The sequence below is a fragment of the Okeania sp. SIO2F5 genome, assembly GCF_010692685.1.
Lineage (GTDB): Bacteria > Cyanobacteriota > Cyanobacteriia > Cyanobacteriales > Microcoleaceae > Okeania > Okeania hirsuta.
Map to the genome: position 1 here is coordinate 1 of NZ_JAAHGU010000063.1, position 25,525 is coordinate 25,525.

Genomic DNA, 25,525 nt, shown 5'->3' on the forward strand with positions numbered 1-25,525 from the left:
GTAAACAATTTCAAGCTATAAACTGTAAATTATCAATACCATTACAGACATCCTTAAAACTTTAAGGTTTAGCGATCGCCTAATTTATGAAAAATACAGCTCATACAGTTACTTTTATATTACATTGCAAATATCTATGTAACATGTAAAGATGCCAGCGCTCATTGCTATATTTAACCCTGGAAGCCTTTACAGGTATTAATTACAATTTTATTCAGCAAACCCTATTTAAGAAAAGAGGGAGTAGGGAGTAGGGGGGAAATAATTGATAATTTATGTACTATGATTGGCTGTATTTTGGATGATTGGAGATGTCTAATATCAAATCCACTTAATTGGATATAAAACAATGTTTCATCTTCAACCAGAGCACAAATCTTTCTAAATTCTCTTCCCTCCTGACTCGGTCTTTCCCCTGCCAGGAGGGGAGGGGTTAGGAGTGGGTTGACTCCTGACTCCTCAATTCAAAGACTCTAAAAAAGTCTGAACTTGACCATCTGGTCTCAAAACCAATCGAATTTTAGCAGTCTTGTCACCCTCAATATTAGAGACAAAAACTTCATCTTCCAAAGGCATCTCTGTATTACCATAAAACTCAACTGATGCTAGACCAATTGGAATTACCTTTTTCACCGAACCATCACCGTTTAATAACAAACTATACTGCAAATTCCTATCTAAATCTGATGGCGGTTCCCAACTTTTTTCAAAATATTCTCTTACCTCTGCAACTTGGGGAATTCGATCGAATAATGTAGATTTCGGTTTCCTGCCAGCATTTTCACTAGGTTCAACCACAGATTCGCGATCGCGTAAAGCAACTGGTTCTACATCTTCCAAGGTCGGTAAATCAATTGCTCTAGGAACATTGACCGGAATACGACTCACATCTACATAAGGTCTTACCCCACCTCCTCTATTAAGTGCTGGTGGTAGAGGTCGGTTTGGTGCAGGTGGAATTTGTAAATTTGGGGGCGGTTGTACAGGAGGTCTTGGTTGTACTGACACCCCATAGTTAGGTATTGCTGGTGGAGGAACTGGTGGCGGTGTCGTTGGTGGTGCAACAGGAACTGGTGGCAGTATTGTTGGTTGTGCGGGAATAACTACTGTTGTAGCATTTCCCTGATTTTGAGGAGGACGAGAAAAATCATTCAGAGGTGGTGGCAAGTTATTCGGAGCGGGTGACGCGGGGTTTTGTCTAGGAAATAGAGGAGATGGTGTAGGAATTGGAGATGGTCTAGTAATAGTTGGTGTTGGTAGATTTGTTGGTGGTGTTGGTAATGGTGATAGAGTTACTGTTGGTGTTGGTGTTGGTGAATTTGTTGGTGGTGTTGGAATTGGTGAACTATTGCTTGGTGGAGAAGCAATAATATTAGGCTCATTTTGTGGTTTGCGACTAATTGCGTAGCGGTCATATAATTTAATGGCGCTAACTGTTAGACCAGCGCTGATGATAATTAGTACCGCACTCCGCAACCATTCAGGAAGAGGTGTAACTTCACTGTCAGACTTAAACTGAGGTAATGTCTGTATATCTGCTTCACATTCATCTAGAGCAATCGCCAGGTCAAATAGTTGCAACATACTCATGGTAATAAAACTTCCTGACTCTTTAGTCGCTAGAGACCCCAAAAATAGATCGTGGTTTAATAAGTCTCGTGGTTGTAGATAAATAGTTTGACCGTTTATTGGAGGTGGGGAATTAGGTATCGAAAGTTTGGCATCAGCAACTTCGGTGGTCTCTTCCTGAATTTTTGTTTGTGAGTTTGACTCTGTTGCAGTGCTATTGTTTTCTTCTCCTTTATTATTTTCATTGTCTAGAGGTAATTCAGGAGATTTACTAAGAAATTCTTGTACATAAGTGGTAACAACTTTGTGGAGAGCGTCTAATTCACTGCGGCCACCCCTCAGTGTAATATGTTCTGTTTCTGATACCCTGGGATCATCAAAACTAAGGCTAAAGCGTTGTTTTCTGGAAATACCGATCCATTTTAAGACCGCTAAACCTCTAGCTGTAAATTTTAGCGTACAAGTTGGGGGAGTATAACTTCGTGAAGGCATTTGAAAACATTTGATTGAAGAAGGATGAAGGATGAAGGCAGAAGGCAGAAGGCAGAAGGCAGAGGGTAAAATTGCTTATGGATAGTAAACCACCGACCGCGTGCATGTCCGATCGCCCTAAATAATTTTAAGCACCACCTGTAAGGTGGTGTATTAAACCCGCCAGAGAAAAGATTAAATTATCTTAATCTACAGCTTTAACAATAATTTCCTCATATCAATTTAATTATAGTTGAGTTATATAGATAAGTAGCCAAGAGGTTAAGATATCATCATATAATTTTTTTAATTTACTATACAGGGATAAATTTTATCTCAAAAAATCAAAAGAGAATTAAGGTATGAAACAGTTTAAATTATCTGAAATTTACCGTTTACTCAATCATTCTTAATTCTCTACCATGCTTAAAACTTTTTTAATCAATCAATTGATTTTTTTAATTTTTTGTGAAATCAGTATTTTGAATTCTGCTTAAGCGTTTTGCTTCATACTAAAAATTTAGTATGATTTCAGGATCTAAAATTTCAGACTTGACCAAAGACGACTACACCCTTGAGGAGAACTATAAAATAACAAATTCACTAATAATTTTAGAGCTAATTTTTCTGGGTTATCCTGGGAAGTATTTTCAAAGTATATGTGATATTGTTTATATGCTTTTTCAAATTTCTCAAGATATTCTCTTAATAAGGTAACTGATTGAGGTTTAGTCTTTTGAGCTGCCACTTGTTCCATTAATGATACTGCACGACGAATTAATGCTTGGTTTTGTTTTGCCAAGTGACATATAACTAAAATGAAAGATTTCGCTTCCTCTGTTTTCAGAGGTTGGTTTGCCGACATTCCCCGTTTTTCATCTACCACTAAAGTCAGTTCATCAGCTAACTTGGGAGATATATTCAATTTACTCGCTACTCGCAATATGCTGTCTGAATTAATTCCTGTTAAAACATTTAAGGCTAATAATTCCATGTCCAATTTTGTTCTAATCTGGTTTGACCGAACTTTTTTGGCCACAGTAGGCTGGGTATAATCTTGTCTCGAAGGCAGTATAAAAACTGAGGTATTGCCGGGAGCAGCAGATGTTACCATATTATAGACCTCTTAAAAATTTATTACAAGCACGTCTATTGTAGTCGTACTTTGCCAAATTGTGTCTACTATTCGGAAAACTTTATTTGACAAAATATTTATTAGACATCTCCTCCAAAAGAGGCAACAGGCAACAGGGAAAAATAATTGATAATTTATGGATAAGAATTGATTTGATTTTTGATTTTCACGCCGATGTCTATTTACCAATATTTTTTTTTGAAAAATAATTATTTTATTTCTGAATCAGTTAATAAGTATAATTTTGGCATTCAGACCATTATTCCGTAAAACTTTTAATAGTTGATCGGCCTCAAGACGACTACGAAAAGCTCCTGCCTGCATTACTGAATTACCATTAATATTCGTGGAAAAAGCATCTGGTACAAGCGATCGCAACTTATAGGTCTGAGCAGAATTATTGACATTAACAACTACTCGATAACGTAGACCCAAGGCCGCAGCACGACTTTGAGAATTACGACGTAAGGATAGTCTAGGCAAAGGGTTGGGATTAGGATTTTGATTTCTGCCAATACCAGGAGGTACATAACCCCCACGACCAAGGGGAATATTTGTGCTTGGTACAGATAGTAAACCAGGAGATGCAACTGGGGTAGTGGGTTCAAAACTTGGGTTAGTGCTGCTTGGAGGTAAATTTCGCCATCTTTCTAAAGTTCTGCTCCCTGACTCTGGTGGCGATACTGGTATTTCAATTGCTCGTGTATTCTGATAATTAGGATTAGTTTGTAGTAGTCTTTGTAAGTTGCCTTGATGACTTGTTGTCTGGTAGGAATTTCCCCTAGACCTTGTAGTTTCTGGAGCTGGGACTGGGATAAGAATTGTCGTAGAATTTCCCGGTCTTTGTGATGAAATAATACTATCAGAACTGTTCCGCTCCTGTAATTTTTCAGCTTCAGCAGAAAAATTTGATTTCTTTGGGGTTGTCTGAATTTCTGGTTCAGTCGATGCAGTTTCCATAACTTGCTCTTCCTGGGAAGACTCTGTTTCTGGATTTACTTTAGGGGTAGTTACAATATTCGGCAAAGGAGCAACTCGTGGGGGTGGAGCAATTTTCCCAGCAATGTCAATACTGCCATAATTACGACCGCCTCCTAAAGAATTTCCATAAGCAGGAAGAGTTTGACCTTTTACTGCATGATAAATATTATACCGAATGTTATTACGAATAGTATTACGACCAGGTTCTTGAGAATTACCTAGATCTGGTAATGATTGAGCGATCACTGCTACTCCATCCTGTCTATTACCCTCAATATAATTACCCCGCAAAATTGGGCGTGCATTTCCTTGAATAATAATCCCACTTTGATTTTCAATCAGACGGTTTCCCACTACTTTTGGAGCAGCATCATCAGATATTTTTATTCCAATACCAGTATTTTGAAACAAATTATCTCTAATTTCTGGCTGAGAATTATGATAAATTGTGATGCCACTTACACCATTTTCATAGAAATTATTTTCCTGAATAATTGCTGTATTACTACCCGCTATAGAAATGCCATTTACAGTATTACCACTCAAAGTATTTTTACTAATAACACAACCACTAGATTCTATCCATAAACCATAACCTTGAAGATTAGGATTTATGACTGTTACGCCAGTTAAATTGGACTGATTAGCAGCTACTATTGTAATATTTTTCCGATTTAAAGTCGGACTATTAAAATTACCTCCACCTTGAATCAAAACATTTTTTCCACGATTAAAATAGTTACCTTTAATTGTAATTTTTGGCTGCAAAATTAAAGGGAATTTTTCACCTGTTCGTCTATTATAAGTTCCAGGAGCAAGTAAAATTGTTGTGTGAGGTTGAGCAATTTTCAAAGCATAAGTAATAGTTTTCAAAGGAGCGGTTTTAGTACCATCTCCAGAGTCACTACCAACAGATGAACTAACATAAAGTACATTTATTTGAGAATTAGCTTGAGTTTCTAGGGATTTGGCCACTTGTTGTGAAAATGGTACTGCCAAACTTGCAGAAGTAAATACCCCTAGTAGTGCAGTGGCTAAAATAGGTGATAAAAAGTTGATTTTACGCAGTAAATTTGTTTGATTATTTTCCTGCGAAAAAAGGATAAATGTTTGTTTCACGGCTTTCTTCCTAGGAAACTGTGACAGACAATTTAGTTATTATATTTTGTCAAGTATCTCTTATTATAGATGTTTTGAACAAATCTTTTAATTTTTGTAAAGAGGGGTTGATTGTTAAGGATAGTCGATAAGTCTGACTAGAGTTACCAAAGCTCATTTTAATAGTGATGAATGGAACTTTGCAATTACCCAAATATATTTGCTTTTGCCAATAATTTTGTTATTTAAAAAGTCTATTTTTCCCTGGCGATCGATACTATTTAGGATTAAGCATTTAGTTAAGGTTATTGTACATTTCAACTTCGATAAAACCATCACCTCTATTTAAAATTATTCGTCAGTTTTAGAGTTGATGAAGTACAAAGTTTTACGCTCTTAGGGAATAGGGAATAGAGATTAGTATTAAACTGTACCTTACTATTCTCAAAATGCTGTAATTATCCTTCATTTATGGATATAGCGTTTCTCAAAGAGAGTGAGACACACCTATCTTTTTCTGTAAGCATTCAGCAGTCAGCTATCAGCTATTTATTTTAGTTTTAGATAAAGGCTTTATTAATTAAATCAAAATTACATATTACTACAAAAGCCGACTTTAAAGGCTATATTCATTTAGAGCAAGTCTTTAAGGTTGGTATATTATTGCTGATAGGTGACGACTAATAGCTGTTTGCGCAGCATTCCGCAGGAAATGCTTACCTTTTACCTTTGTTTCTATTCTATTGCCTATTCCCAGATCCCAGATGTGGTGTTCCCTGTTCCCTAAAACAAACCAATGCGCTTACCTCACGCTTTTTGGGAATTGCTATATGCTCTTGTTGATTATGAAAGTTAGTATTATCGGCATTGCTGAATTAAGGTATGAAAGTAGGTTTATAGGGAATAGGGAATAGGGAACAGGAAACAGGGAAAAGTTAATATTAACAAGTAGTTCAAACCATCCAAAATACAAAATTATCAAATCATACCCAGAATCAGCAACGCCGTATTATCTAATCATATCATCACTATTTGTGTTCCTTTTTTTTTGCTAGTCATTCTTGATTATTTCCAGCTTCTATCCATTCATTAGCTATCGAGCGAAAAAAGTTAATATTTCATATAAATTAGAAATTATTGGAGTAGCTTTGATTTACAAATTCAGCAGATTATTTCTTGTCTAAATGGCTTATACCTCCCATGAAATTTATTTTAGACATCCCTAGTAGTTGGCAAAATTAAATCTTTTTACTTTCCTTTTTCCTTCCCTTTTTTATATTTCTATTTTTTTTAGCGATCGCTATAGAAATATCTAGTTAACCTAACAAAAATTTGCAGCCCTAAAGTAAAAACTTATCTAAAATATGGCCTAACTATTTTGACCAAAAAATCAGGTCTCAAGCCTCCCCTTTCAAGTGGATGAAAAAAAATAAACTTCAGTATTTCAAGGCTCTGGCAACAGCTGCGAAGTACTGATAACTGATAACTGAAATGACCTTGGTCCTACAGTCGTAATCCTGATAGCTAAACTATTTCAGAAATTATTTGAACAATAATTAAATTCTGTATTGCAGGCAATATTATACTATAAAACGGTCTATATTAATAGCAAAATTTATCATAGTCTGCCCCTCTGTATTTGAGAGAGCAAGATTATAGTCATGTTGACAATAAGGATTAAAATTTATAGGGTAATTATTATGAACGATAAGTATAATTGGGGTCAAAATGTACAGCCTGGGGTTCGCCGAATTTTGGATGCTAACCTAGATAGGGCCAGAGAAGGTCTAAGAATTATAGAAGAATGGTGCAGGTTTGGCCTCAATAGTATACATTGGGCAAATGAATGTAAACAACTACGTCAAGAGATTGGGAGTTGGCATAGTACAGAATTAAGAATGTCCCGAAATACCCCTGGCGATCCAGGCACAGAATTGACTCATCCAAAGGAAGAGGAACGCTCAGATGTTCAACAACTGCTACAAGTTAACTTCTGTCGCTTAGAAGAAGCACTACGAGTTTTAGAAGAATACGGAAAAATTTATAATTCTCAAATGGGTTCCGCTTGTAAACAAATGCGTTACCGAGTTTATACTATAGAAAGTGGACTTCTCGCCTATAGAAGATATCAGCAATTACAAAACTCCTACCTTTATCTAATTACCTCACCCAACGATAAATTAATCAATATAGTAGAAGCAGCTCTTCAGGGAGGGTTAACTCTTGTCCAATACCGCAATAAAACAGCAGACGATATAACAAGATTGACAGAAGCTCAAAAACTCTCTCAACTCTGCCATCGCTACGGCGCTCTATTTATTGTTAATGACCGAGTAGACCTGGCGATCGCTGTGGATGCAGATGGAGTTCATCTAGGACAGGATGATATACCAGTTAAGCTTGCTAGACAACTACTTGGCCCTCAGAAACTTGTAGGTCGTTCCACTACAAACCCAGAAGAAATGAAGCGAGCTATTCAAGAAGAAGCAGACTATATCGGAGTAGGGCCAATATATGAAACTCCTACTAAGTTAGATAAACCAGCAGCAGGTTTAGAATACATTAGTTATGCTGTGAATAATTGTACTATTCCTTGGTTTGCCATTGGTGGAATTGATATGCAAAATTGTGATGAAGTTCTATCTTCTGGTGCGGAGCGTGTATCTGTAGTTAGGGCAATTATGCAGGCAGAGCAACCAACTTTAGTAACTCAATATTTTCTTTCTCAACTAAATCGCTATCAAGCGCTACGCTCTCACAATATATTACCGGAAAAAGTCTAAATATTACTAGAATGTCAAGTCAAATTACGCTCAAGGTTAATGGAGAAACCCATACTTGTTTACCCAATACACTTTTACCTAATTTTCTGGAACAGTTGGGGTTAAACCCTCGGTTAATAGCTGTGGAATATAATGGTGAGATTTTACATAGACAATTTTGGGACAAAACTGAAATACAAGCAGGGGACAAGTTGGAAATAGTTACTATTGTGGGAGGTGGTGTTGATTGAAGTCAGAAGTTAGAAGTCAGAAGTTAGAAGTTAGATTTGATAGGCTAAAAATGGGGACTTATATTTATATATGGTTATAAGTAGTGGTGTACAAGTAGTGATTTTTGTAGTTTTGTTTCTGGCAGTGACAGGGATTTAATTATAAATATCGCTACATCTACAAGACTATCTGATTATAGTAACTAAAAACTATAGTGCTATATATTTTAAGACTTGGGCAAATATACTGAACTAAAAAATAAAGAAAATTCCGTATTTCAAGCCTCCTACCTACTTTAGTAGGAGGTACTATTAACTGATAAATGAAATAACCTAGTGCAGGATGGCGGAAATAACTGACCAGTTACAAAATCGCGCGAACAATTACAAATCAAAAATGATTGACTGTCAGATGTGCGTCTTACATTCTGAGGAGACCTCAGAATTACGCAATTACGCACTCGCTTTTAAATGCATGACTTGGGCATAGCCGCACTAGACTGTAACCTCGACTACATAATTTTTGATTTTTGATATTTTGTGATTCAAGTACGGATATCCCAATAATTAAACACCAAGCTTTGATTGCAAAGTCTAGAAAGAAAGCTATACATTAAAGAAAGAAGTATAGAAATAATAACAATTATTTATGAATAAAAAATTGCTTTCACAGATCGTAAAATCTGTCTTTGTCATCGGACTAGTGTTTACTTTAGTCTTCAGTCAAGCTGATGCAGCTTTAGCCGCTCGGAGTGGAGGTCGCATTGGCGGTGGGTCATTTAGAATGCCCAGTCGCACCTATACATCACCTACCCGTAGTCCTGGAGGTGGTTACTATCCTGGGGGTGGTATTGGCTTTCCATTTTTACTACCTTTCTTTGGTTTCGGTGGGTTTGGCAGTCTGTTTACAATTTTGATTTTTATTGCGATCGCTAATTTCTTAGTTAGTAGTTTCCGAAGAGTAACTCAGGGAGATGAGTTTGAAAGCTATAGTAATAATCCTACAGTTTCTGTTGCTAGCGTACAAGTGGGTTTATTGGCAGAAGGTCGGAGTTTACAAACAGACCTTGATAGAATAGCTGAAAATGCTGATACTGGTTCTGCTGCGGGTAGAGCGCAAGTTCTCCAAGAAGCAACATTATCTTTGTTGCGTCACCCTGAATATTGGGCTTATGGATCTGCCCAAACTGAACAAGCAAAGTTAGACTCGGCAGAAGCAAAGTTTAATCAGTATGCTCTGACTGAACGCAGTAAGTTTTCTGAGGAGACTCTTTCTAATTACAATAATCAATTAGTTGAAAAAAACCTTCAAACTTCTCTACCTGTTAGTGAAACTAATGGTGAATTGCTGACTAAGGGAACTGAAGCACCGGGAGAATATATTGTGGTTACTATTGTTGTTGGTACTCAAGGTAAATTACAGTTACCAGTTATTAATAGTACAGAAGATGTCAGACGTGCTTTGAGTCAAATGGGTACTATTTCTAGCGAGCAGTTATTAGCTGTTGAAGTTTTATGGACACCTCAAGCGAGTGGCGATACTTTGACTTCTGAGGATATGGTTGCTGAGTATCCAAATCTTAAATTGGTTTAATCAAAAGAAGGAAGAAGGAAGGAGGAAGAAGGAAGAACCGAAGTTGTGATTTTTTGGTCAGGGTATAGCAAGTGGGAGTATCTTGCTCCGGTTGTGAGTATTGCTTGTCTCCATTTATAGCGCTGTGCACAGGCAACAGGCAACAGGCAACAGGCAACAGCGGTGCGACCCCGCGACGACGCCAGCTCGCTTGCGGAATGCTGACCAAGAGAGGGAATGCGCACCAAGAGAGGCAACAGGGGGAATAAATTGCCGATAATATAAGACTTTTAGCTATTTGGCCCCTGCTGCAATTTGTAAATATACCAGCGCTCATTGCTATACCATTACGCCTGCAGGACTACCAATTACTGTACTGTTTGTTAAACTGTAATATTCTCCATTCTTAATTTCTGTAAGGGTGGGGAATATTTATTTTTGATTTTTGATATATTACTGATTTCCTGGAAGATTGATGAATTTGCAGTAATATCATGTCCGGTTGAATACTTATAAATAAACGATGGAGGATTCAGGAGTCAGGAGGGAAGAAAGAAGAGTAGGAAAAAGAGAAAGTTTTTTGATCACTAACTATCCAGACATGATGTAATACCATTTCTCAAAAAAAATGTTACGAATAATAAGTGCGATTAAAATATTTTATAGGAGATGTTCCTTTGACAAAAAAAGAGAATTTATGACCTAAAACCTGGTATTGAAGCCATTAATTCTGGGTCCTGTACGTCGCCAATCCGACGGCTCCCCTACCGAATAAAGAGGCTAGTCATTTGTAGCAAACATTTATCAAATTGGTATAAGATTATTCCGGAATTTATCAATATTTGATTGTAACTTAACAATAGTAGCATAGCCAGGATATATTAGGTAAAATTTATTGCCTAATATATAATGTGAATAGTTATTATCATTTTCTTTGTGGGTTTAATACCCCACCGTCAACGGGGGTGTTCACGCATTACTTGGGGGAGCGAATCCCCATGTAATTTTCCTCCTGTCTCCTGCCTCCTGTCTCCTGTCTCCTTCTTCAAATTAATCCATATATTTCACAAATTAACTATCAGTTATCTCAGGGTCGCATCTGGTAAAAAATATCCTCAAACTTAAAATTTGAATCAATAAGTTTGAGGTAATTATAACTCGTACACAGATGCAATAAAAAATTAGTGATGAAGAACTGCAACCAAGCAATTAATTCCAGAGAATACAAATTAATTCTCAACATTAATCAATTTTATGACCGTACTCATACTGTAGAAAGATTTGGCAATTTAGTTGAGTCATTGACACAACAGTTTAAAGGAAAAGTTATTAGCCAACAAACTGAAGAAAAATATAGACAAATTTATTACTTAGATACACCAAATTTTGATTTACGTCATCATGGTTTTATCCTGAGAATTAGGCGAGAAAAAAAATATCATCAAACAAAATATCAGATAACTCTCAAACATCGTGAGTCAGACCACTATTTGTCAGCTTCACAGGATTTTTCGGCAACAAAACCAGGTAAAACGAAGTTTGAAGAAGATATAATTCCCCCATTTAAAAGCAAGTTTTCTCAGTCAATATCTGTAACTAAAAATCGGCAGCCTAATTTTGAAAATATTAAACAGGTTGCAAAATTATTTCCTGGTTTAAAAGCTCTTGATATTCCCGAACAAACTTCAATTGAGTTAGTCAAGAATTTTCGGGCTTTTGAAGTGGTAAATAAACTAGCAAATTTACAATTTGGAGACAAACATATTGTGAAAACCGATCTAAGTTTCTGGTATTTAAATACAACAGATAATTTACCGTTAATTGCATAATTTTCACTTAAATATCGTCTACCTAAAAAATTGTTAGAATCTCCAAAAAAATTAGAACAATTTCCTATGCCAATGATTCAAGGAACAAATTATTTGTTTAAAGCTTTGCAACAACAATGGGAATGGATAAATTTTCACCCCATGACTAAAACTGCTTATGTTTATGGCCAAGGAAATCAATCTCAAAATATGTTTTTGGCAGAACAAAAATCTCTTTTGGCTGCTTAATTTAGTAGGGTGCTGTTAGCGATAGTGTAACTGAGCAAAACTCCAATGGGGAAAAATGGTGCGTGATACTCCACTTCGTTCCGCTCACACACCCTACTACTAATAAAGAGGTAATATAAAGTAGTGAATTTTTATTGATATTGTTTCCAAGTTTCATCCTTTAATTTTTCGGCTAAATCTGTAACATCATTCACACTACCAATATAAAAGTATCTTTTACTGCTTTGCATACCCCCAGGAGTCGTCTTGCGAAAATTAGTCGGATGTAAATCAGCTAATAAAAATACTCTTGCTGGATACCATGAATTATCAATATAACTACGACGATTTCTAGCAATTTCAACTAATTCTTCGTCCGATTTATCAACGTTTTTCCACTTAATAGAATACTCATCTTCTGACTCAATATCCACAACTGCTTCAATCTTAGCTACCCGGTCTACTTGTTTATTTCTATAGACTCCAAAGTACAAACTGCGACGATGACTATACTGACCACCTTTTGCTGTACAAACATATATATTATGTTTAATAACATCATCATAAGTTCCAGCACAATTCACAACATCTAGACGATATTTCCAAGAAGGTAACAAATTTTCTTCATCAAAATACTCTTCTAAGTCGGCGATCGCATCGGCTAGATTTTTTGGTAAACCTTCCACTTTTATTGACTCTAGAAAATATTCAAAACTAATAGGTAAAAATAAAATTTTATCTGCTTCAGCAATCTTTTTAACATTGGAAAAAGCCGGATCATTAGGTTCATCTTGTTCATAGTTAGCAAGAGCAATAAGAACTTTTGCCCCTTGCTTTTGCTTGAGGCTTTCTAGATGACGTAATAATTGTCCTTCATCAAAATTATTTCCCCTTTTAGTTTCAATAAAAATAGAGAAAGGTTCTTGAGTAATTTCTCCATCAGGAGTGCTTTGTTTTCTTCTTACTTGTTGAGTGAATTTGACTCCAACTTTTCCAGATAAACCTTCACCTAATAGTTTACTCAAAACTTCCGATAAAAATTTAGGATTTTCTTCATAAAGCATTTTGAGAATCAGGAGACAATGGTTTGTAGTCTGATTTTCTCTTTGAGAATAGGAGGGAAAGAGGCGAATATTTCGACTCATTTTAAATCAATATTTTGACGAATTCCTAATAGTTTAGCACTATAGCACTTTAATTCTGTCTCCTGACTCCTTCTTCAAATTCTCTCTTCAGTCAAAAATCACTCAGATTTTTCCGAAAAGTTGCGCCACAATATAGGGAGAGTATAAATTACTAGGCACTTGATTATTTTTGATAAATATGGTAATGGAGCAACTTTCCCAAAATTCTCTATCTGAAACAACTGTTAAACCAAAATTAGATTACGATTTAGTTATTGTCGGTGGGGGTATCGCTGGCACTGCTCTTGCTTGTGCTTTGAAAAATTCTGGCTTAAAAGTGGCATTGATTGAAAGTCAACCTAAATCTGTAGTTGCAGCTAGAAAACTTGCTTATAATCTCTCCTTAACATCTGGCAGAATATTAGATGGCATTGGAGTTTGGCAACAAATTTTGCCTAAAATCACTACATATCGGCAAATTAGTCTCTCTGATGGTAATTATCCCCGTACTGTCCAATTTTATCCTGATGATTTGGCTATTACTGGTAAAAGGCCAACTTCAAAGGAGGGATTGGGTTATGTGGGAGAACATCAGGTGATGTTGACAGCAATGCAAGAATTTTTGGCAGACTGCGAACAACTTACTTGGTTATGTCCAGCGGAAGTTTTGCGGGTAGATTATAAATCGGATTTTGTGGAAGTTGAGCTAAAGCAGAAGGATACAGACAGTTTGTCTGGTGAAAATGAAAGTTTGACTGTCCGCTCTCAGTTGGTGGTAGGAGCAGATGGGGCGAGGTCTCCTATTCGTGAAGCTGCTAATATTGGTACTCATGGTTGGAAGTATTGGCAGTCTTGTGTGGCAATGACGATTAAAACTGAAAGGTCTCACAATAATATTGCTTTTGAGAGATTTTGGCCCAGTGGCCCGATGGGGGTTTTGCCCTTGCCGGGAAATCGCTGTCAGGTGGTTTGGACTGCTCCTCATGCTGAGGCGAAGGCGTTGCAGGAGTTGGATAAACAGGAATTTTTGGCTAAGTTGGAGTATCGCACTGCTGGAAAGTTGGGTAAGTTGGAGTTGTTGAGCGATCGCTACGTTTTTCCGGTACAGTTGATGCAGAGCGATCGCTATGTTGAACATCGTTTAGCTTTAATTGGGGATGCTGCTCATTGTTGTCATCCTGTGGGTGGTCAAGGTTTGAATATGGGTATTCGGGATGTAGGGGCGATCGCTGAAATTATTAAATCTGCTCATCTGCAAGGTAAGGATATTGGAGATATTGGGGTATTGAAGCGTTATGAAAGTTGGCGCAGAAAGGAGAATTTCGTAATTTTAGGGGTTACTGATTTTCTGGATAGAATGTTCTCTGCTAGTGTGTTGCCTATAGTGGCGGTTCGTCGTTTGGGTTTGTGGGGTATGGGAATAGTTCCGATTTTTAAGTCTTTGTCTTTGCGGGTAATGACTGGTTTATTTGGTCGTCATCCAGAGTTAGCTCATACCATTTCACCGAAATTATAAGTTAGTAAGTCAAAAGTCAAAAGTCAAAAGTCAAAAGTCAGATTTTATCGACTCAAAACTTTGATGCTACAGTAATTTATGGAAGTTATTTAACATTTAAAATTTGTGAAACTTTTAAAGTGAGTTGGTATCAGATTTTGTCTGTTAAGTAGAGGAGTCAGGAGTCAGCAGGAAAGAAGTAACAGGAAAAGAAATTTTTCCTTATAGTAGTCACAATTACGGTTAGGAAATATTAAACAGACAACGCAAAATTTTTCCTTCTTCCTTCTTCCTCCTTCCTTCTTCCTTCTTCAATTTAAAACTTTTCTAATTCAGCAATAACTCTCATAAATTCTTGCTTCAAATAATTATCATCTTCATAACAAGAAAGCAAAGAATGATAAAACCAAATAGTTTTTTCTTTACCTCCACGAAAGCGCTGCCAAACTATTTCCCCTTCCTGACGTAATGCAGCTAATAAGTCTCTCCCATTATGTAGTTTATCAGCAAGAGAAATACGCTTTACAGATTGAGAACCATGACGAATTTGCTTTATATAACGTAATTTTCGCTCCTCCCAAGGTGGTTTAGGAATAGTCTCAGACTCCGTACAACCATCAATAATATTCACCACTGTTTCACCAAATAATTCCAGGATACGTTGACGAGTTGCCAGACCTCCCCTATCTTCCACCGCATCATGTAATAAAGCTGCGATCGCTTCATCCTCATTCCCTCCATTTTCTAATACTAAAGCTGTTACACTCAACAAATGAGCAATATAGGGTGTACTTCCATCTTTGCGTAACTGTTGAGAATGTAATTGGTGAGCATATACTAATGCTCGTTCAAATTTTTCTGTTAGTTTTGTTGCGCTCATTTTCAGTTATCAGTTGTCATATTTTTAACTTTTAAAGACACTTTTTTTAATAATAACAGGACTTACGCAAAGACACTATTTATAGAGTTTATTAACTATTGGACAATAGTTTTGAGCGCTATATATAGCGTATCTGCGTAAGTCCTAAATAAATAATCATATCATGTCCGCTGGGGCGCGTTTGTGTAAAACCAAGGGTGAATATCTACAGGAAATTTATGTTTTTTCAAGCTTTTAAGCCTTCTTCCCCCCCTTTGAAAGGGGGGTAGGGGGGATACCGATACCTTCTTCCTTACCTTCACTATACAATACCGATGCTACCGGATATGATATCAGGCAATCATCAGCTTGATGATCTCATTTGAAGCTACCAAATACCACGAGTAATTCTACTTAATTGAATAGACAAGTTGTTGTAGCCTGTTATACTAAATTTTGAAGTGCGGAATGTGGATTCCGTACTTAACTTGTTGGCTAAAATTCTGATGATGATTAATGTATTTTTTTACACTACATTTTAAAGTGCGGAATGTGGAAACTACTATAATACTTAATTATTTGTAACATTCTTTGTTGTCAAATTAGCCTAGCCTAAAAACTAGGGGTGGCAATCTATAGCAATGAGCGCTCAGGTATTAACAACTTAGTAGCTCAAAGTGCAGTAAGGGAAAAGGTTTACAAAAAATAATGTGTAAATATGCCAGAGCACATTGCTATACATATTAGACAGAAAATTTAAGGTTAATTAAGAAATGCGGTTGGCTTGATCCGTGAATGCCTGTGGACGGACTGCTGCCGACAGTGACCGTAGAAGCAGGAAGTAAACATTAAAATATCACCCTATGTGAGGTTTTATATCGGTTTTATTCATCATCAAAACTAGACAAAAACAAAAGATGAACAACTACAAGACGACTTTTCATGCTAACCTCAGCCTAACTGAGGGACATCCTGAGGATACATATTACTTTTTTGCAGGGGGGAAACGCTATCCTTTAAACCTCCACGACGATGAATCTCGAAGGCAAGCCAAAGCGGCAGCTCCCCATTTAGCGGAGATTGCTGATGAGGAACTTACCCACTATACTGCAGAACCTGTCACTGTTTCCAGTGAAATGACCACCCGCGTTCACATCGGTCGCTATGACAGCGATGGCATTAAAATTGTACATTTGGCCAGTATGCACATTCCCGAACCCGATGCTAATGTAGAGTCAGCTCCCATAGAGGGTATCCCTTGGGAAAATTTCCGTATGCATCACCATAAAAACTCTAATTTAGTGGTGGTTTAGATTTGTCGAACAACAACAGCTTTACCGCACTTGAACGCTTAGACTTGAGTAACAACAATCTTAGTGGTGATTTAGACTTGTGGAACAACAACAAGCTGTTTAACTTGAACGTGGAAAATAACAAGCTAACAAGAGTTACGCTTTCAGCGGATGTCAAACCGTTAGAGTTGAATCTTTCTCGTAACCAACTGTCAGAATTTAATATCAGCTCATATGAGGATTTGATCTCTGCAGATTTATCGGATAACAATCTTACCAGCATCGGTGATTTATCTAAAAGTAACTGTAATGGTGACGATGATGATTATTATGGTGATTGCTACCTAACCGAGCTTTTCCTCGACAACAACAAACTAAAAACTATTGGCAGTGTTTCCGATTTAGTGACGAATGGAAATCTCCAAAAATTGTCCTTGAGAGGCAATACTGGTTTTCAATGTTCATCTCTCGGACTTTCTACGGAGAAAGACGTTTATAAAAATAGTGGTTGCCCTCTAAAGTAAAGTTTAATCTATCCAGGGCTAATCTATCTCAATCGTTTAGATGGATTAGCTCTGATGATTGTCTGCGATACTTTCGGTTTCTAATCTAAACATTTCATTAGACATCTCCGATAATCAAAAATAAAATCAATTATCCTACATAAATTATCAATTATTTCCCCCTACTCCCTACTCCCTACTCCCTACTGCAGATGTCTATTGATTGTGAGGTTATTTAACCGGATTTGATATTACTCATTATATTGAATCCGATAAATTCGATTATTCATCTCTTCAGTAAACAATAAACTCCCATCCGGCAAAACCTCTAAACCAGTTGGGCGACCCCAAGTAGTTTCCTCTGAAATATCCAGAAAACCTGTCAAAAAGTCTCGATATTCTCCAGTGGAATTACCATTTTCATCAAAGGGTACAAAAACTAATTTATAACCTGTGGGTTCCTGACGATTCCAACTACCTCTAAATGCCACAAATGCTCCATTTTGATATTCTTCAGGGAAAGTTTCTCCATCATAAAATTGCATTCCTAAAGGAGCAGAATGAGCTTGAAATAATACATCAGGTGTTTGAGTTTCAGCTACTAAATTCGGATTTTCTCCTGCTCTTCTAGGGTCTTCCAAATTAGGTGAGAAATAAGCATAAGGCCAACCATAAAATTCACCTGATTCTAATCCGGTTAAATAATCAGGAACTAAATCATCTCCTAACCCATCCCGTTCATTGACAGTGGTAAAAAGTTGATTTGTAATTGGATGAAAATCTAAACCCACAGGATTTCTTAAACCAAAAGCAAAAGTTTGTTGATTAGAACCATCTAAATTCATTACTTGAACTGATGCTCTGGGTAATGGTTCTACAGATACATTTGAGAGGGAACCAATAGAAACAAAAAGTTGATTATTGGGAGAAATTGCTAAGTTTCTAGTCCAATGACCTCCTGTTGGTAAATCGGCTATTTTTTCACCAGTACCATTAATTTCTAAATCCCCAATCTTGTAGGGATATCGTACTACTGAATCTGTGTTTCCTACATAGAAATAATCTTCGGTAAATGCCATGCCAAAAGGTTGATTTAATCCATTTTCTGCATCGGCAAAAACTTGAGAAAAATCGACATTACCATCCCCATCTGTATCGCGTAATAAACGTATTTGATTGAGTGGAGTTTCTGTTACTAATACATCTCCTGTAGGAGTAACTTCTAACCAACGAGGTCTTTCTAAATTTTCGGCAAAAACATTAACAGTAAATCCATCGGGTACTTGCAAAATTGGATGATCGGGAACCGGAATAATATTGGCAGGATTAGAAGCACTATCACTGGCAAAAGGTATGGGTAATGAGTCTAGAGAAATACGGATATTTTCTGATAATAATGTTTGAGTTGATAGAAAGCTGCTGTTGCGGTTGTCATTAGATTCTATATCGAGAGAAAAAAAGCTATTGCTGTCTAATTCGGCAGGTAAAATACCTAAAACTCTACCTATAATTTTTTCCGACTGCCTAATTTTTATCAAAGTATCATTACCTCCAGTTATAGCAGTTTCTATTGTTAAATCATTAACTGTTAAACCTGAAGTTAAACCAAAGCGATCGCCTACTTCAAAATCTGTAATTACATCTGCTTCTTCTGAAAGTACAAAAATATCTGCACCTGTTCCTCCAGTCAAAGTATCTATTCCTAAATCTCCATACAAAGTATCATTTCCCGTACCACCAATCAGAAAATCACTTTCTTTTCCTCCTCTTAATATATCGTTTCCCGCATCGCCATGAATCTCATCATTTCCTAAATTTCCACTCAGGAAATCATCATTATCGCCACCGAAAATTAAGTCTAAATTTTTGCCACCAAATATCGTATCGTTTCCTTGATTTCCATTGATTGTATCATTGCCTTGATTACCATTAATAATTTCTGCATCTATAGCTCCAATAATTGAATCATTGCCACTCAAACCAAGTATACCACCAGACAAATTAGCAAGTAATCCTGGAGTTAGCTGAAAGTTGTCAGACTCAGAGGTTAATTCATAAAAACCGTCGGGAGTTTGCCCAATCATTTTTTTGGATTTAGTTAAGTTTTTTCTATTTTATAGCAGGGAACAGACCGAATAATTAATAATTAATAATTAATAATTAATAATTAAATAATTCGCGCCTTGAAGCCTCCCCTTTTAAGGGGAAAAAAGAAATAATATTTCCTTATATTCAATTCCGTAACGGTTCTAACCAGAGGTAATGATCAATTATCCATTATCCATTATCAATTAATGAACTTCTTTCTTCCCTCCTGACTCCTGACTCCTGACTCCTGACTCCTTCGTCTTAAGTTTTTATTTTGGCATTGAAGAAATACCTTTAAATAATAATATTAATCCCCCAATTAAAATTGCTACTGCTAAACCACCGCTCAGTAAATCAAGCCAACCACTATTTTCCATAATTAAAGTCAATTAAATTCTTAACAAATCTTATACCATACCTATTTTGTTACAGTCAATACTGAATTGACTAATAATCATTAAAATTTTATTTAATTTACTGATTTTTATGAGAATTTGAGTAAATTATGTATACCATAGTATCTATAATATTTTTAGCAAATATTTAAAAAAAAATATATAACAAGTCTGATGAAGAAGCAGTACAAATTCCTATTAAGTATTAAATTTACTAATTTTTTTCTATGAGTTATTGCCTCAACTTACATTGCCAACAACCTCAAAATCCCAACGATGTAGAATTTTGCCAAGCTTGCGGTTCAAAATTGTTACTGCGAGGACATTATCAAGTAATTAAACCTATTGGCAACGGCAGCTTTGGCAGAACTTTTTTAGCAGTGGATTTAGATAGATTTAATACATCCTGCGTAGTCAAACAATTTTTTCCACAAAATCACAACTTAATCTCTACTGAAAAAGCATCAGAATTATTTAAAAGAGAAGCAGAGCAACTATTAAAATTGGGAGATAATCCTCAAATCCCCACTTTATATGCTTACTTTGAAGAGCAAGAAAATCTTTATTTGGTAGAACAATTTATCGCCGGAAAAACTCTTCTCCAAGAATTAGAAGAACAAGGTGTATTTAGCGAGAATAAAATCTGGGAAATATTATTAGAATTATTGCCATTATTAAAATTGATTCACGAAGAAAAAGTAATTCATAGAGATATAAAACCAGAAAACATATTACGATTTAATACTTCAAGATCGCCAGAAAAACAAAAACATAAATTAGTCTTAATAGATTTTGGCGTTGCCAAACAAAATAGTCAATATTTTGCGAGTGAAATTGGTACTATCACTGGTACATTAGGATATGCTCCAATAGAACAAATACGCGGAGGTAAAGCATATCCAGCTAGTGACCTCTACAGTTTAGGTATGACCTGTATTCACTTGCTAACTCAAATAGCACCTAACCAACTATTTGACCCATTTAGTGGAGAATTAATCTGGCGATCGCATCTAGTTCAACAAGGAAGAGAAATTAGCGATCGCCTAGAAAAAGTCTTAGATAAATTAGTCAAAGACCTAGTAAAAGAAAGATATCAATCAGCTACAGAATTACTAACAGAAATTTCCCATAAATCAACTCCTAATATTCACCCAAAAACTCATATTTATCAAGTAGAAAAAAAATCTTTAGAAGAAATACAAAAAACTCAAGAAGAGCCGGAGAAAGTACCTCATATCAGTATAATTGTACAAGCAGAAGTAGAAGCATGGAAAAACAGACAAAATGTAGCAGAATCAAATGAATATAAGCGGGGAAAAATATTTCATAACAACATCAATAGTCACTATCAAAGCACTCAAAAATTATCAGAAGAACCACATCTTAACTATCAATCAAAACCACTGAATAACGTCATAGAATTTGAAAAGAAAAAAGCAAATTTATCTTCAACAAAAACAAAAATTAGAAACTATTTAAAACTCTCTCAGTTATGGAAAAGTGTACAAATTATCCAAGAGCATAACGTTTCTATAAACACCATAGCTATCAGTCCCCACGGTTTTACTTTAATAACTGGCAGCGATGACAAAATAATTAGACTATGGAATCTCAAAACAGGACAACTTTTGCATAAATTTTTAGGTCATACTGCCGAAGTATATACAATAGCTATTACCGCTGATGGTAGAAGAATATTCAGTGGTGGAGATGATAGAACAATATTAGCTTGGAACTTACAGAAAAAAACAATTGCAGACAGATTTTATAGTCATTTAGGTTATCCTTATAGTCATCGGGGTGGTGCTATTTTGTCAGTAGCTATTAGTCCAGATAATGAAACCGTAATAAGTGGCAGTGCTGACCATACAATTAAACTTTGGAATCAACGTAATGGAGAATTACTTTGCAAATTACATGAACACTTAGATAAAGTTTTCTGTGTCACTTATGCCAAAGTTAATAATACTGATACCGCAAAAAATCATCCTCAAAATCACATTTTTGCTAGTAGTAGTGCTGACAGTTCCATCAAAATTTGGCAAGCAGGAACCTGTGTCAGTCTGAAAACTTTGAGGGGACATTCTGGAGGAGTATATTCAATTGCTTTTACTTCAGATGCTCAAGCGATCGCAAGTGGTGGTGCAGATCGAACTATAAAACTCTGGGATGTTCGCACAGGTGAGTTACTGAATATATTCAAAGGTCATTCTCGTGCAGTTTTATCTGTTGCTATTACTCCCGATAGTCAAATTCTTGCTAGTGGAAGTCTAGATGGTACGGTTAAATTGTGGAATTTGCAGACAGGAAAATTATTAGATAGTCTTTGTGGTTATCATCCAGTGCAATTTACTTCAGATGGTAAAACTCTAGTTAGTGGAGGTGAAGGAGGTCGGATTTTAATTTGGAAGCTATAGTAATATCATGTCCACTTGCTCTCTTTCTAAGTGTTGTTTGTCTCCACTTACCATTACTGTGTAGGACTACCAAATTTTCGATAGTCCTGCATGGTAATGGTAGGATACATATTTTTTAATTTCTCCCACACTCCTCATCTCCCCATCTCCCACACTCCCCATCTCCCCAAACTCTCGGTGCTTCCTTTACCATTACTATGCACCACCACCAAATTTTCTAGGGTTGATTTATGCTTTTTTACTTCATTTTCTATATTTTCTCTTAAGAATATTTCTTGTTGTAAGATTTTATTTTGAGATTGGAGTTGTTTTTTTAATGAAAATATTTGCAAATGCAACTTTATTTCTGTTAAAAATTCATCTACTTGTATGGGCATATTAATATTATCGAAGTTCTCAATATTTAATCTCTTAATTTGATTGATTTCATTGTGTGTGTTTCCCATAAAAATTATCGGAATATTTTTTGTTAATTTTGAGCTTTGCAAAGATTGGCAAGTCTGCCATTGCTCTTTTTCCAATGATCAATTTATTAATATTAGGTCTACTGATATATTTTGTAATGTATTTAAAAATTTTTCTCTTCTATTAGCTACTATAAACTCATAGTTATTGTCTTTCAATAACCTAGATAATAACTTGAGGTTACTATCATTATTATCTACGATACAAATTACAGCTTCCGGATATACTTCTTGCAAATTATTCATTTTTATAAAAATCTATGAAATTAGTAAGTATGAAATATATTTCATACAAAACATAAAAATTAAAAAAACCTCTTGCCAGTTTTTGGGATAATTATATCCCTGTATATTTCAACAGCATAAATTTTCCTTCCCCACCTAATCAAGGTAAAATTTTGGCTGAAGAATCAAGCAAGAGGTTAAACTTTTAGATGCTCCTGATGTACTAACTCCCTAGATATTTCCTACGCTCCGACTAAGGAGTGAATTGTAGGAAAGCTAAACTCACTTACAAAGGTTTTTAATTCTCTTTGTAAAAGTTCAGAGTGTGTTTGTACTCTTGTATCATAAAACTTTTTTCCTCAAATGCAACTGGGTTATTACAATAGCCCTATTTTATTCATTGTGAAGAGAGCAATAAATAGGTAATGTTTAATATTCAAGTTAAACCAACAGTAAAATTACTATATATAGCTATAGCTGAAAAGACTACTCTTAATTTAGTACTTGTAACCATAAAACCACTGTAGTGCCACTATTAATTATGGCATTTTGCTGTTGTAAATCATGGGACAACCACTGAGGAACTACAGGAGAATATACTTGAATTTTGCCTTTCATTATATGTATTAAATCAAGAGCGATCGCTAATCCTAATCCTGTGCCTGGAATGTCCGTTTTAGCTTTTTCACCCCGATAGTTTCGTTCAAATAAATGTTCTAAATCTTGTGCTGGAATACCATAACCTGTATCACTAATAGCTATTGCTAGCATTCCTTCTATTTCATTTTTGACCGATTGATAATCATCTGTTTGTGGAGCTGAAGTTGTCAACTTAATATAAATATTTCCCCCTGCAGGAGTATACTTCAAAGCATTATCAATAATATTACTTAAAACTTCTCGCAAAGCTTTATTATTAGCTTGGACTATAGGTAAATTCTCAGGAAAATCAACTTCTAAATCTATATGACGTTCATCGGCAATTGCTTTTGCAGAAACTAATAAAGGTTCCAAAATATCTTCTACTGAAACTGACTCTAAGAAATTAGACTCTGGCAAAAGTGGTAATGATTTGAATTCTTTATTAGCTTCTGTATAATAATCTATTACATTGTCATTTTTAGTTGTAGTTTGAGGATACTCGCTTTGCCCAGAAATACTCAAAATTTCTTCCCCAACCTCGACAGTGTCATCAATTTGTTCTATCAACTCTCTGAGGCGATCGCCTTCCCGTAAAATACTATTAGCAATATTCCAGCTTTTATCTTCTGGCAACAATCTTTTCAGCAATAACTTACCAAAAGTTCGTAGTGCAGTTAATGGACTTTTCAACTGATGCAATATGTCGTGTATTATATCATACTGCTGGGCTTGTAGCTTTTGCTGTTGCTGAAATTGTTCCTTTAACCATTGAGAACGTTGATCTAATATACAAGCTATGGCAATAGTATGGGCTACTTGTTGAATTTGATTTTTTTCACCTTGATTCCATGGCCTACCTTCTCTTACTGTTACCAGTAATCCTATTACTACTCCATCATGGATTAAAGGTAAAACAATTTGACGTTGTTGCCAAGGATGACTTTCTGGCCATTTAGGTTCTGACTCTGTTGTGCCAGTGCTTGCTTCTAAGAGCCAAGTATTTGTCCCTGTAGTTAAGGTTGTTGCTGATAGTTTCGGAAGATCGCCTAATATTTGTATTTCTGAGGTTGTTTTGAAAACTGAAGTAGCTTCCCCATTCTCAAACTTTTCTGGGTATGCAATAATGGGAATTAGTTTAGCTTCATCTCCTTCGACTAATTTTTCTGTCAAGTAAACTATACTTAAACATGCACCCCAACTAGATACAAGGGCTATTTGTGATCTGCAAAGTCTAATAAATTCTGTACTGGTTGGCATTAGCATTGGAGCTATTTGTGGGACTTTCCACTAGATATGGACTTTTTTGGGACTCTAAATATCTCAGAATTTTATAAGCTATCTTCATCAAAGTGTATATTTTGTATCAAAATATTAAAAACACTTGAGTTTTTCAACTAAAATTTATATAATCTTATCAAATTTGGTAGCCATAACTACACCCATCGGCTAACACAGGAGGTAAGGAAATTGGCTAGAAGACGTAAGCGCAAAAGTCGTCGTAGACAAGAAGGACGCAGGATTCTTGAGCAAGTGGCTCAGTATAGTATTGAAAGTGGTGAAGATAAACCAGTCACTGCAGCCCGTAAATTTATTCATGCCCAAGGTATTGTTCCCCCTGCTGTACTTTTAGTTAGAAGGAATGAGCATACTACGGATCGATACTTTTGGGCTGAAAAAGGTTTATTTGGAGCTCAGTACGTTGAAGAAAATCACTTCTTGTTTCCTAGTTTAAAGGTTTTGACTGAAGCTAAGACACCTGACAAAAAGCAAATATTTAGTTCTACTCCAAATATAATTAAAGTGTAAGGACATCATTAATTTAATGTTTTTTACTGGCAAATTAAGAATGTCCTTGATTTTTGATGACCGCCAACAAATATTAACTTCTACTGAAATATTTAGTAGGTGAGTGGGTAATACTGAACTCGTAATCCCAGCTCATTTAATTTAGTAGTATTTGGTCACAGATTTTATAGCCTTATGTGCTCAATTAACTAGGATTTAAAGCTTCCATCTGCCAATGGACTTAAATCCTAAGTTTTTTTTTCAATATCTCCCTTTATAACTTTTGGTTTGAGCGGGAAATTATTGTTTTACTGATTTTTAACTAGGTTAAACCAACATATTTGATTGACCTTTGTTCAAATCATCCCCACAATATACTTG

At 35.8% G+C, this 25,525-nt stretch carries 18 protein-coding genes; 10 read left to right on the plus strand and 8 right to left on the minus strand.

Annotated features, from left to right (window positions below; all coding sequences use genetic code 11):
* Positions 1–459: 459 nt before the first annotated feature.
* The 3 genes from F6K27_RS19030 to F6K27_RS19040 form a co-directional block, all read right to left on the minus strand.
* Positions 460–2,061 carry a DUF4335 domain-containing protein gene (locus F6K27_RS19030; protein WP_287277928.1) on the minus strand — a complete coding sequence of 534 codons (1,602 nt, stop codon included), beginning with the start codon at positions 2,059–2,061 and terminating at the stop codon, positions 460–462.
* A 517-nt stretch (positions 2,062–2,578) separates the two neighbouring features.
* Positions 2,579–3,154: a DUF3038 domain-containing protein gene (locus F6K27_RS19035; RefSeq protein ID WP_287277930.1), complete on the minus strand. Its 576-nt coding sequence runs from the start codon at positions 3,152–3,154 to the stop codon at positions 2,579–2,581.
* Between the two features lie 246 nt (positions 3,155–3,400).
* A complete protein-coding gene (locus F6K27_RS19040) occupies positions 3,401–5,275 on the minus strand; it encodes a DUF1565 domain-containing protein (protein ID WP_287277932.1) in 1,875 nt (624 codons plus the stop codon).
* A 1,679-nt stretch (positions 5,276–6,954) separates the two neighbouring features.
* On the opposite strand from F6K27_RS19040, the gene F6K27_RS19045 reads away from it, so the two are divergent.
* The 5 genes from F6K27_RS19045 (at position 6,955) to F6K27_RS19065 (ending at position 11,876) form a co-directional block, all read left to right on the plus strand.
* On the plus strand, positions 6,955–8,037 hold the full coding sequence (locus F6K27_RS19045; protein ID WP_287277933.1) for a thiamine phosphate synthase: 1,083 nt from the start codon (positions 6,955–6,957) through the stop codon (positions 8,035–8,037).
* A gap of 11 nt (positions 8,038–8,048) precedes the next feature.
* Positions 8,049–8,267 carry a sulfur carrier protein ThiS gene (gene thiS / locus F6K27_RS19050; protein ID WP_287277935.1) on the plus strand — a complete coding sequence of 73 codons (219 nt, stop codon included), beginning with the start codon at positions 8,049–8,051 and terminating at the stop codon, positions 8,265–8,267.
* 628 nt (positions 8,268–8,895) lie between these two features.
* A complete protein-coding gene (locus F6K27_RS19055; protein WP_287277937.1) occupies positions 8,896–9,840 on the plus strand; it encodes a DUF1517 domain-containing protein in 945 nt (314 codons plus the stop codon).
* A gap of 1,166 nt (positions 9,841–11,006) precedes the next feature.
* Positions 11,007–11,648 (plus strand): CYTH domain-containing protein, encoded by a 642-nt coding sequence (locus F6K27_RS19060; RefSeq protein WP_287277939.1) that lies wholly within the window; start codon positions 11,007–11,009, stop codon positions 11,646–11,648.
* A gap of 30 nt (positions 11,649–11,678) precedes the next feature.
* The gene (locus tag F6K27_RS19065) at positions 11,679–11,876 is read left to right on the plus strand and encodes a hypothetical protein (protein WP_287277941.1); all 198 of its coding nucleotides are present in this window, start codon (positions 11,679–11,681) and stop codon (positions 11,874–11,876) included.
* Between the two features lie 131 nt (positions 11,877–12,007).
* Here F6K27_RS19065 and F6K27_RS19070 read toward each other — a convergent pair whose 3' ends face one another.
* The gene (locus F6K27_RS19070) at positions 12,008–13,000 is read right to left on the minus strand and encodes a hypothetical protein (protein ID WP_287244589.1); all 993 of its coding nucleotides are present in this window, start codon (positions 12,998–13,000) and stop codon (positions 12,008–12,010) included.
* A gap of 178 nt (positions 13,001–13,178) precedes the next feature.
* Between F6K27_RS19070 and F6K27_RS19075 the strand changes: the two genes are divergently transcribed.
* A complete protein-coding gene (locus F6K27_RS19075; protein WP_287277943.1) occupies positions 13,179–14,495 on the plus strand; it encodes an FAD-dependent hydroxylase in 1,317 nt (438 codons plus the stop codon).
* A gap of 295 nt (positions 14,496–14,790) precedes the next feature.
* On the opposite strand, the gene F6K27_RS19080 is transcribed toward F6K27_RS19075, so the two are convergent.
* On the minus strand, positions 14,791–15,354 hold the full coding sequence (locus tag F6K27_RS19080; RefSeq protein WP_287277944.1) for an HD domain-containing protein: 564 nt from the start codon (positions 15,352–15,354) through the stop codon (positions 14,791–14,793).
* 896 nt (positions 15,355–16,250) lie between these two features.
* Here F6K27_RS19080 and F6K27_RS19085 point away from each other — a divergent pair.
* Positions 16,251–16,646, plus strand: a complete 396-nt coding sequence (locus F6K27_RS19085) for a hypothetical protein (protein WP_287244751.1) — start codon at positions 16,251–16,253, stop codon at positions 16,644–16,646.
* A 2-nt stretch (positions 16,647–16,648) separates the two neighbouring features.
* Positions 16,649–17,149, plus strand: a complete 501-nt coding sequence (locus tag F6K27_RS19090) for a hypothetical protein (protein ID WP_287244753.1) — start codon at positions 16,649–16,651, stop codon at positions 17,147–17,149.
* A 230-nt stretch (positions 17,150–17,379) separates the two neighbouring features.
* Here F6K27_RS19090 and F6K27_RS33800 read toward each other — a convergent pair whose 3' ends face one another.
* Positions 17,380–19,212 (minus strand): PQQ-dependent sugar dehydrogenase, encoded by a 1,833-nt coding sequence (locus F6K27_RS33800; RefSeq protein WP_353736022.1) that lies wholly within the window; start codon positions 19,210–19,212, stop codon positions 17,380–17,382.
* Between the two features lie 626 nt (positions 19,213–19,838).
* Between F6K27_RS33800 and F6K27_RS19105 the strand changes: the two genes are divergently transcribed.
* On the plus strand, positions 19,839–22,028 hold the full coding sequence (locus F6K27_RS19105) for a serine/threonine-protein kinase (protein ID WP_287277945.1): 2,190 nt from the start codon (positions 19,839–19,841) through the stop codon (positions 22,026–22,028).
* Positions 22,029–22,162: 134 nt separating this feature from the next.
* On the opposite strand, the gene F6K27_RS19110 is transcribed toward F6K27_RS19105, so the two are convergent.
* Both F6K27_RS19110 and F6K27_RS19115 read right to left on the minus strand, forming a co-directional pair.
* Positions 22,163–22,474, minus strand: a complete 312-nt coding sequence (locus tag F6K27_RS19110; RefSeq protein WP_124146718.1) for a hypothetical protein — start codon at positions 22,472–22,474, stop codon at positions 22,163–22,165.
* 735 nt (positions 22,475–23,209) lie between these two features.
* Positions 23,210–24,616 carry a GAF domain-containing sensor histidine kinase gene (locus F6K27_RS19115; protein WP_287277946.1) on the minus strand — a complete coding sequence of 469 codons (1,407 nt, stop codon included), beginning with the start codon at positions 24,614–24,616 and terminating at the stop codon, positions 23,210–23,212.
* 210 nt (positions 24,617–24,826) lie between these two features.
* Between F6K27_RS19115 and F6K27_RS19120 the strand changes: the two genes are divergently transcribed.
* The gene (locus F6K27_RS19120; protein ID WP_124146716.1) at positions 24,827–25,165 is read left to right on the plus strand and encodes a DUF3155 domain-containing protein; all 339 of its coding nucleotides are present in this window, start codon (positions 24,827–24,829) and stop codon (positions 25,163–25,165) included.
* Positions 25,166–25,525 lie beyond the last annotated feature (360 nt).